Genomic DNA, 9,348 nt, shown 5'->3' with positions numbered 1-9,348 from the left:
GGTCGACGCGGTTGCCCAGGAAGACCAGCTTCCACGGCCACGCCGCCGAGAAAGACCCCGAGCGCACGATGAAGATAGCCGATTCATTAAATGGCGGGGCGTCGTCGGGCGCCAGGCCGTAGAGGTTCAGGTAGTCGAGATCGCGGAAGGTAAAGGTGTCGTCGCCCTGGCGGATCTGCACGCGGTCGTAAAGGCCGCCGCGCACAAAGCCCGACCCCTTGAACGATTCCTTGCCGGCCGTGCGAATCACGAAGATCGCATTTTCTCCAGAACGCAGGCTTTGCCGCAGGTTCTGCCATCCGCGCTCACCCAGCACGCTGCGTCCCACGTCAGGATGGTTCAGGTCACCGAACCAGAGTTCGATGAACGGCTCGCTCGACTTTTCAAGGCCCACCTGGCTGGTGTCGATGCGCAGCGTCTTGACGAGGCCCTGGTCGACCAGGGCCTTCCAGGTCAACTGCGGATTGCCAGCCGCGAACTGTGCGGCTGCGCGCTGTACCGGCGCCAGGATGCCGACCTGCCGCGCCACGGCCGCGCCGGACGTCATCAGCACCTGATTCTGGGCGATGACGGTCACAGTGGCGCCCGAGATGGCATCGACGCCAAGCACGCCTTCGTCCGGGCGCGCACTGCCGATCTCGATCTTGTCGGTGACGGACTTCCCGACGTACTGCGCGTTGAAGCGTGGCAGCGCGGTTTCGGGAATGCCAAGCAGCAGGATCGGCTCGGAGTGCTTGAGCACCTTGATGCCGACAAAGCGGCCCGCGTTGTCCATGCCGATCAGCGTCACCACGGGCTTGCCGGAGTAGGCCGGCGTGTCGGTGATATCGGTCGACAGCATCACGTAGCCCAGCAGCGGGCGCTTGCCATCGGCGCCAGCAGGTCCGTAGGCCTCGACGTATGGCGGCTGGCCCTTGCGTACGGAAAACGTATCCGCGCCAGGAAAGACTTCCTTGCAGGGGGCCCGGGCGCACAGGTCGGGCACGGTGGCCAGGTCGTCGGGCAGATGCGCCTCGTAGGCCGTATCGGCCAGGGCGGGGTGCCACGCGTGGGCGGCAAGCAGCAGCGCGGCCAGCAGGGCCGCGCGCAAGACGGAGAGAATTGACATGGCTCGGGGGCGTCGCCCGTCCGCGCGCGTGGGGACTGCGCGGACGGCGGGGCGGGCGTCAGGCTTCGACGATCATGCGGGTACGCATTTCCAGGTGCAGCGCGTGGCAGAAGTGGGTGCAGTAGCACCAGAAGACGCCGGGCTTGTCCGCGATAAACGTCACGGAGGCCGTTTCCTGCGGGTTCACGATGAAGTTGACGTTGTACTTCGGGATCGCAAAGCCGTGCGTCAGATCCTCGACCTTGTCCAGGTTGGTCAGGATCAGCGTGACCTCGTCGCCCTTCTTCAGCTTGAACTCGCGCAGGCTGAACACGGGCGCCTGCGACGTCATGCGCACCGTCACCTTCTTGCCTTCGCGCGTGACGCCCGACTTGTCCGGGCTGACCGCCAGCGGGAAGTCGTCCATCGCATAGACCTGCTTCGGCTTCACCAGGTCGCGCTTGAAGATGACGAAGTCATGCGGCTCGCCGCGCACCGGGTGGTCGGCCAGCAGCACCATCTTGTCGCCGGAGATGTCCACCAGCTGTTCGTTCTCGGCGTGCAGCGGGCCCACCGGCAGGAAGCGGTCCTTCGAGAACTTGCAGCCCACGGCCAGGTACTTGCCATCGGCCGCAATCGTTTCCGACTGCGAGGCGTTGACGTGGCCGGGCTGGTATTGCACGTCGAGCCGGTCCACCACGTACTTGGCGTTCTTGTCGCCGCCGTGGAAGCGGATGGCCGCGTCGACGTTCCACTTCACGAGCTGGCTGTCCAGGAACAGCGTGGTGTAGGCATTGCCGCGCCCGTCGAACGCGGTATGCAGCGGCCCCAGGCCCAGTTCGACTTCGGCCACGATGGCGTCGTCGATCTTCTCCATCTTGCCGTCGAACCAGTCGAGCACCTTCGACAGCTCGATTACCGTGCAGGTTGGCGACAGCTTGCCGGCGCAGATGAAGTACTTCTGGTCGGGGCTGGCGTTCACGCCGTGCGGGTTCTTCGGCACCGACACATACGCGGTCAGCGCAGTCTTCGGGTCCGGGTTGGCGGCGTGCGTGCCGTCCACCACCGGCACCTTCGAGTCGCCGTAGGTCTTGAACTTGCCGGCCTTGACGGCCGCCTCGATACGGGCGATGTTGAAGAACAGGCAGGCGTCGCGCTCGGCCGACATCATCTCCTCGAAGTGCGCGCCGTTCTCGGTGTTGTACTGGTTGGTAGCGGCCAGCTTGCCGTCATACGACGTGGCCACGAGGTCGCAGTTGCCGTCGATCAGCACCTGCCAGCGCACGGCCATGGTCTCGGCGTCGACGCACGAGAACAGGCTGCGGTACTTCGTGCCGTCGTCGGTCGGCGTGTTGGGCAGCGGAATGGCGAACTCGGCGCCGCAGAACACGCGCGTGGTGTAGTTGATGGCCGGGTCCACCGGGTCGCGCTTGTCCGGGAAGATACCGTGGAAGCCCTGCACATTGGGCAGCTCGGTGATCTTGTCGCAGATGAAGTAGTCGAGCCGGATGCGTGCGATGCGCGAGTTGATCTTATCGTTGATCCACGCGTAGCGGCCGTCGTAGTTGCCGTCCTTGTACGACGCGTGCGTGTGGTGCGTGTCGCCGACGGTGTAGCGCAGCGAGCCGTCCGGCTTGGTGCCCATGACCTTCTTCGACTCGTTGGTGATGCCCCAGCCCACCAGCGCATCGGGCACGAAACACGGGATGCGCAGCAACTCGCGGCCCGACGGCAGGCCCAGCACGCGCATGTCGCCGGTGTGGCCGCCGCTCCAGAGGCCGTAGTACGTATCGAGTTCGCCCGGCTTCAGGTGGATGTTGGCGGCGCTGCCGCCGTGCGCCGTCGCCGGTGCCGCCTTGCCTTCGCTGCTGGCGCTCGCCACGGCGGCGCCCTTGTCGGAACATGCTGCGATACCTGCCAGGCTGGCCATGGCGGCCGTGCCCAGGAACTGGCGGCGACCAATTCCGCCTGCAGCGTTCCTGTTCTCGTTCTGCTTGCTCATCGAGACCCTCGGGATAGTAATGACCGGCAGTTCCGGCCAGAAATGAAATCGCACTGGAATTGACGAGATATTCCGGGCTCTTTCCAAAGAGGGGATTGATGGCGGTCAACGAATCAAAGAAATTATGATTCTCAACAACAGTTTGATTTGTTCCAACGCGCGGGGCTTGCAGCATTTCTAGAATGGCTGTTTTGCGATACGAGGGGAACGGATCATGGAGCAGGCCAACATTTTCCGGCCGGAGACGGCGGGCATGTCCGCGCACGGCGCGGCGCGGCGCCGATGGGTGCAGGCCGTGCCGTTGCTGGCCACGGCGCTGTGGCTGCGCCCAGTGCTGGCGGGCGTGGGCGTGGCGCAGTCATCGCGCACGCTGATGGGGACGCGCTTGGACATCACCGTGGATGGCGTGGACCAGCGCACCGCCGACGCGGCCATGCAGGCGGCCTGGACGGAGATGACCCGCCTGGCGGACATGATGAGCCGTTACCGCCTGGGCAACCCCGTTCACGCGATGCAACTGTCGGCAGGGCTGCAGCCGGTGCCGGTGCCGCCCGAGATGCTGCGCGTGTTGACGATGGGGCAGGCCGTCTCGGCGCGCAGCCGTGGCGCGTTCGACATGACGGTGGGGGCCTTGACCGGATGGCGCTTTGATCGGGCCGAGCCGGTGGTGCCGGCCGCCGACGAGATCGCGCGTGAACTTCGGCTTGTGGATTACCGCGACCTGTTGCTCGACCCGACGCGGCAGACGGCGTTCCTGCGCCGGCGCGGCATGCGGGTCGACCTGGGCGGCATCGCCAAGCTGACCATCCTGCAGGCCGGCATGGCCGTGCTCAAGGCGCATGGCGTGGAAGCGGCAATGATCAACGGCGGTGGCGACGTGCTGGTCAGCGGGCAGCCGCAGGGCCGCACAGGGGCACATCCGGGGAGCCATTCGCACGAGCAGGACTGGCGCATCGGCGTGCGCGACCCGATGGCGCCTGCCACGCTGATCGGTGTGCTGCGCCTGCGCGGCGATGCCGTGGTGGCCGCGTCGGGCGACTACGAGCGCAGCTTCACGGTGGCGGGCAAGCGCTACCACCACATCCTCGATCCCGACACCGGCATGCCGGAACAGCGCATGCGCGGCGTGGTGCTGGTGGCGCGCCATGCGGATGCGGTCAACGGCATGGGCCCGGCGATGATGGTGGCGGGGCAGGGGGCAGGGCAGCGCTGGCTGGGCGCGATGTCGGGCGTGGACGCGCTGACGGTGGATGCGGCGGGAACACGGTGGATGTCCGCCGGCATGCGCGAACGGCTTGGCGCTTGCAGCGGAGAACCTGTCTGCACGACCTGACATGCAAGCATTGTCCCGAGGGGCCGAAATGCCTCGTTACACGGCTTACAGAACGGGCGTCCTCCTGCGGGTGGGCTGCGGCATTACTGGAGGCAGGGCAACGGCCCTGACAACACAAACCAGCAAACGCCATCCATCGGAGGAAATCATCATGAAGCGCCATTCCGTCTTGCTCGCCGGGCTGTTCGTCGCGGCATTTTCCGGTATCGCCAGCGCACAGACTGGCGCGGTCATCCATGACACGCAGCGGGACATCAATCAGCAGCAACGGATCGAGAGCGGCCTGCAATCGGGGGCCCTGACCACGCACGAGGCGGCGGGCCTGGAAAAGCAGGAGGCGCGCGTGGATCGCATGCAGGCCAACGCGGAGCGCAGCGGCCGCGTGTCGCCGCAAGAGCAGGCGCGCATCCAGAACGCGCAGAACCGTCTGAGCCAGGACATTGCACACGACACCCACAATGGTGCGCTCGGCAATCCGAACAGTGTGTCGTCGCAACGGATGCAGGCCGACGTCCAGCGCAATGTCCAGCAGGAAACGCGAATCCGCAATGGCGTGCAGAGCGGCGCGCTGACCAATCGGGAGACCGCGCAACTGGAACGGGGTGAAGCGCATGTGGACCGCACGGAAGCCCGCGCCGGCCGCAACGGCCATGTGGGCGCCGGCGAGCAGGCCGCCGTGTCGCGTGCGGAGAGCCATGCCAGCGGCAAGATCTATCGGGACAAGCACAACGGCCGCGTGCACGGGTAAGGCTGGGCAGGGCCCCTCTGCCGTGCGCCGGGAGAGGGGCTTGCTGGTTAGCTGGCCACCGCCACCTTCACCTGCTTAAGCGCGTGAAACGGTTCAAGCTGGGCCGGCGTGGCCTCGGCGTCGGTGACCAGCGTCCAGGCACGCTCCAGCGGGGTCCAGTGCTGCTGGCGGGCGCGCCCTAGCTTGGTGGAATCGACCAGCACGAAGATGTCGGCGGCCTGGCGGATGATGCATTCCTTCAGGTAGGCCTGCTCCGCGCTGGCTTCGCACAGGCCCACGCCGGCCACCACCCCGTCGGCACCCAGGAACGCCTTGTCGACGCTGATGCGTGACAGCGCCACCTGCGCCAGCGGCCCGAACGTGCCCATGCTCGACGGGCGTACATCGCCGCCGATCAGCGTAACGCGAATTCTGGGCAGGCCCGCCAGCGCGGTCACGGCCAGCAGGTTCGTGGTGTAGACGTGCAGGTCTTCGCGCGCGGCCAGCAGGCGGGCCAGCGCGGCGGCGGTGGTGCCGCTGTCCAGCAGCACCGCATCGCCGTCCTGCACGAAGCTTGCCGCCAGGCGCGCGATGGCTTCCTTCTGGTCGCGCTGCAGGGCCTTGCGTTCCTCGAGCGATGCCTCGGGTTCGTGCCCGCCCACCTGCATCAGTGCGGCGGCGCCGCCATAGGTGCGCACGATGCGGCCTTCGCGCGCCAGCGCGGTCAGGTCGCGGCGCACGGTGGCCTCGGACACGCCAAGGCTGGCGGTCAGGCGGTCGACGTTGGCGTCCTCACCCGCAAGCACGAGTTCGAGGATGGCGCGGCGGCGGTCGGCGGCTTTCATGACGGAGACAAGAAAAAGGGGATCAAAAAACGATCCCCGATCTTACAGCAGTGCAGGCGCGGTCAGATGCGCGCCCCGGCGACCGGGCGCGACCAGACGCGATCAGGCGCGCCGTGTGGCCAGTTCCGCGCCCTGGCGCAGGGCTTCCAGCAGGCTGCGCTCGTCGGCGATGCCCTTGCCGGCGATGTCGAACGCGGTGCCGTGGTCGACCGACGTGCGGATGACCGGCAGGCCGACGGTGATGTTCACGCCGGCTTCCAGACCCAGCACCTTCACGGGGCCATGGCCCTGGTCGTGGTACATCGCCACCACCAGGTCGAAGTCGCCCCGGCCGGCGCGATAGAACAGCGTATCGGCCGGCAGCGGGCCTTCCACATCCACGCCCTGCGCGCGCAGGGCCTCCACGGCCGGGATGATCTTCTGTTCTTCCTCGCCCTGGCCGAACAGGCCGTTCTCGCCGGCGTGCGGGTTGATGCCGCACACGCCAATGCGCGGCGCGGCAATGCCGGCGCGCTTGAGCGTGGTGTTGCCGCGGTCGATCGTGCGCTGCACCAGGCCCGGCTCGATCTTGCGGATGGCGTCCATCAGGCCGATGTGGGTGGTCACGTGGATCACGCGCAGCTTCGGCGCCACCAGCATCATCGATACCTCGGGCGTTCCGGTCAGGTGCGCCAGCATCTCGGTATGGCCCGGGAACTTGTGGCCGCCGGCGTGCAGCGCTTCCTTGTTCAGCGGCGCGGTGCAGATGGCGTCGATCGTTTCCTGCTGCGTCAGTTGCACGGCGCGCTCGATGTAGCGGAACGCGGCGTCGCCGGCCACGGCCGACAGCTTGCCGAAGGGCAGGTCTTCCGGGATCAGGCCCAGGTCGATGCAATCGATCGTGCCCAGCTCGAAGCGGGCTTCCGCAGGCGATGCAATGGCGCGGATCTTGAGCGTCGAGTTGACCAGGCGGCCGGCCTGTTCCAGCCGGCGCGCGTCGCCGATGACCAGCGGGCGGCACTGGGCGTAGACGCTTTCGTGCGCCAGGCTCTTGACGATGACTTCGGGGCCAATGCCCGTGGCATCACCCATCGTGATGCCGATAACCGGAATGTAGTCGCTCATTTGTCCATGTCCCGTTTGGTGGGGAAATCAGTCTTGGCGCATGGCTTGCCAGGCAAGCCATAGCGCGGCGTCGGTGCCGAACGCGCCCGCCTTGGTGGCGATGCGGCGCGTGGGGCCCGTGAGGGTTTCGGATAGCGGCACGCCGGCTTCCACCTCGCGCTTCAGCGTGAGGGCGCCGATGCTGGCAGCCGCCAGCATCGCACGTGCGGTTTCGCCGCCGGTGGCGATCAGGCCGCCGACGTGCGCAAAGTAGGGCAATACCAGCTTGGCCAGCGCAGTGGACAACTGCGGCCCTTCGGCCGGGTCGAATGCGTCGTCGCGGCCGATGCTGACCAGCAGGTCGCGGCCGTCTTTCAGGCATTCGGCAATCGACTGCTGCGACGCGATCCATGCCGCGTGATGCGCGCCGTCGCGCAGCGCCTGCGGCGGCACCACCAGCGCGTCGATGCCGGCCTGCTCGCAAAGGTACGTGGCCTGCCGGCCCGACACGCCGGACATGCTGCCCACCAGCGTCAGCACCGGGCCTTCGTGGCGGGGCGCTGTGGTCGGGGCTTCCACGCCACGCACGGGTGCCGCCGTCGACAGCGCGCGTGCCAGGCCGCCCGAGCCCACCCAGAACACCGGCGTGGCCAGGTCGATGGACGCCTGGGCCAGCGTGAGCAGGTCGGCTTCGATTTCGGCGTCGCAGACCACGGCGTGATAGCCCTCGGCCTGCCAGGTTTCCAGTTGCGACTGCACGGCGGCCATGCCGGCGTGCAGCGTGTACAGCGAAATGCGCGCGGTGCGCAGGCCCTGGGCTTCGAGCAGCGCCACCATGTCGGCGGGGCCGCTCAGGCCTTCCAGGTGCCAGATGTCGGTGTCTTCAAGCGGCTGGCCGTTCACGAACATCCGGCCGTCGCGCGTGATGCGGCCCATGGCCGGGAAGGCCGGGGCGACGATGGCCAGGCCGGCCACCGGCTGCAGCGCGGCCGTTTCGGCGGCCCAGTTGCCGCGCAGGGTGGAATCGATCTTCTTGTAGAGCCGGCGGTGCGCGGCAGTGCCGCAGCGCCAGGCTTCGAGATTGCGTGCCGCGGCGTCGGCCGGCGCCAGGCGGCGGCTGTCGACGTCGGCGGCCACCACATCGGCACCGCCGACTTCCGCGGCTGCCGCTGCATCCAGCGTCACCACCGTGCGCGCGCCATGCGCGGCAAAGCCGATCGCACAGTCTGCCGCGCCGGACAGGTCGTCGGCGATGATGAGCCAGCTCATGCGGCGGTCCTGGCCATGGCGGCGTTGGACTTCTGCGCCACGCGGCGCGCCACGAAGGCGGTCAGCAGCGGGGTCAGCACGGAGGTCACCACCACGCAGGCCGCCACCAGGATCGTGGCGTGCTTGGCGGCCTCGGTGTAGGCCGGGTTGGCCGCCGCTACCAGCGTGGGCACGGCCGCGGCATTGCCTGCGGTACTGGCGGCGGCAACGCCCGCCACGCCGGTGCCGCCGCTCAGGCGGTCGGCGATGTAGAGCGCGAAGCCGGTGATCACCACCACGGCAACGCCCAGGCCCAGGCCCAGCATGCCGGCCTGCCACACCTTGTGCAGGTCCAGCCCGGCGCCCAGCGCCAGCGCGAAGAACGGAATCATCACCGGCACGGCCTTGCTCAGGAATTCACGCATCTCGCGGTCCAGGTTGCCCAGGATCATGCCCAGCATCAGCGGCAGGATGCTGCCGACCAGCGTCGGCCACGGAAAGGCCGACAGGCCCGCCACGCCCAGCGTGACCATGGTCAGGAACGGACCCGATTCCAGCGACATGATCGTGTAGGCGCCCACGTCTTCGGGCTTGCCGTACTGGCCCATCAGCGCCATGTACAGGCCGCCGTTGGTGTCGTTCATCGCCGCCACCACGGCCAGCGTGGACAGGCCGGCGAACATGCCGGCGCTGATCGGCGCCTCGCCAAGGAAGTGACCCAGGATCACGCCCAGCAGGATGGCCGTGCCAACCTTGGTGGCAAACAGCACGCCGCCTTTCTTGACGATGTAGGGGGTGGCCTTGACGCTGATGCTGGCGCCCATGCAGACGTAGAACACGGCCAGGATGGGCAGCGCGCCCGTGAACAGGGCGTTGGTGAACGACCCAAAGAACTTCGGACCATCGGGGGCAAACGTTGCAACCAGCGAACCGATCAGCAACGGCACGATCATCATGCCGCCCGGCACGCGCTCGATGGCGCGCTTGATATGAATCTGCATCATCGTCTCCTGCCGCGTGGGG

The 9,348-nt window shown here is 67.6% G+C and carries 8 protein-coding genes; 2 read left to right on the top strand and 6 right to left on the bottom strand.

Features of this window, described 5'->3' with window-relative positions; genetic code table 11:
- Both CYJ10_RS32775 and nosZ read right to left on the bottom strand, forming a co-directional pair.
- On the bottom strand, positions 1 to 1,108 hold a 1,108-nt coding region (locus CYJ10_RS32775; protein WP_146002168.1), incomplete at its 3' end, for an FMN-binding protein.
- A gap of 58 nt (positions 1,109 to 1,166) precedes the next feature.
- Complete coding sequence (gene nosZ, locus CYJ10_RS32770) at positions 1,167 to 3,089, bottom strand: TAT-dependent nitrous-oxide reductase (protein WP_101685599.1); 1,923 nt, start codon at positions 3,087 to 3,089, stop codon at positions 1,167 to 1,169.
- 214 nt (positions 3,090 to 3,303) lie between these two features.
- Between nosZ and CYJ10_RS32765 the strand changes: the two genes are divergently transcribed.
- Positions 3,304 to 4,422, top strand: coding sequence for an FAD:protein FMN transferase (locus tag CYJ10_RS32765; protein WP_257993638.1), 1,119 nt, complete (start codon positions 3,304 to 3,306; stop codon positions 4,420 to 4,422).
- A 151-nt stretch (positions 4,423 to 4,573) separates the two neighbouring features.
- Positions 4,574 to 5,170: a hypothetical protein gene (locus tag CYJ10_RS32760; RefSeq protein ID WP_101685598.1), complete on the top strand. Its 597-nt coding sequence runs from the start codon at positions 4,574 to 4,576 to the stop codon at positions 5,168 to 5,170.
- A gap of 47 nt (positions 5,171 to 5,217) precedes the next feature.
- Here CYJ10_RS32760 and CYJ10_RS32755 read toward each other — a convergent pair whose 3' ends face one another.
- The 4 genes from CYJ10_RS32755 to CYJ10_RS32740 form a co-directional block, all read right to left on the bottom strand.
- Complete coding sequence (locus CYJ10_RS32755) at positions 5,218 to 5,994, bottom strand: DeoR/GlpR family DNA-binding transcription regulator (protein WP_101685597.1); 777 nt, start codon at positions 5,992 to 5,994, stop codon at positions 5,218 to 5,220.
- Between the two features lie 102 nt (positions 5,995 to 6,096).
- Entirely contained in the window at positions 6,097 to 7,098 is a 1,002-nt protein-coding gene (gene pdxA / locus CYJ10_RS32750; protein WP_101685596.1) for a 4-hydroxythreonine-4-phosphate dehydrogenase PdxA, read from the bottom strand.
- A gap of 27 nt (positions 7,099 to 7,125) precedes the next feature.
- Positions 7,126 to 8,346, bottom strand: coding sequence for a four-carbon acid sugar kinase family protein (locus tag CYJ10_RS32745; RefSeq protein ID WP_101685595.1), 1,221 nt, complete (start codon positions 8,344 to 8,346; stop codon positions 7,126 to 7,128).
- A complete protein-coding gene (locus CYJ10_RS32740) occupies positions 8,343 to 9,329 on the bottom strand; it encodes a 2-keto-3-deoxygluconate permease (protein WP_101685594.1) in 987 nt (328 codons plus the stop codon). Before CYJ10_RS32740 ends, CYJ10_RS32745 begins: the two co-directional genes overlap by 4 nt.
- Positions 9,330 to 9,348: the final 19 nt, after the last annotated feature.

This window comes from Cupriavidus pauculus, assembly GCF_002858765.1.
GTDB classification, from domain to species: Bacteria; Pseudomonadota; Gammaproteobacteria; order Burkholderiales; family Burkholderiaceae; genus Cupriavidus; species Cupriavidus pauculus_B.
The sequence above is the reverse complement of the archived record's forward strand: the minus strand, read 5'-3'. Positions and strand labels throughout refer to the sequence as shown.

Bases quoted from the DNA above. Each gene is read 5' to 3' on its own strand.
- CYJ10_RS32740 (WP_101685594.1), bottom strand. From the start codon at position 9,329: ATGATGCAGATTCATATCAAGCGCGCCATCGAGCGCGTGCCGGGCGGC.
- CYJ10_RS32755 (WP_101685597.1), bottom strand. From the start codon at position 5,994: ATGAAAGCCGCCGACCGCCGCCGCGCCATCCTCGAACTCGTGCTTGCG.
- CYJ10_RS32765 (WP_257993638.1), top strand. From the start codon at position 3,304: ATGGAGCAGGCCAACATTTTCCGGCCGGAGACGGCGGGCATGTCCGCG.
- nosZ (WP_101685599.1), bottom strand. From the start codon at position 3,089: ATGAGCAAGCAGAACGAGAACAGGAACGCTGCAGGCGGAATTGGTCGC.
- pdxA (WP_101685596.1), bottom strand. From the start codon at position 7,098: ATGAGCGACTACATTCCGGTTATCGGCATCACGATGGGTGATGCCACG.
- CYJ10_RS32745 (WP_101685595.1), bottom strand. From the start codon at position 8,346: ATGAGCTGGCTCATCATCGCCGACGACCTGTCCGGCGCGGCAGACTGT.
- CYJ10_RS32760 (WP_101685598.1), top strand. From the start codon at position 4,574: ATGAAGCGCCATTCCGTCTTGCTCGCCGGGCTGTTCGTCGCGGCATTT.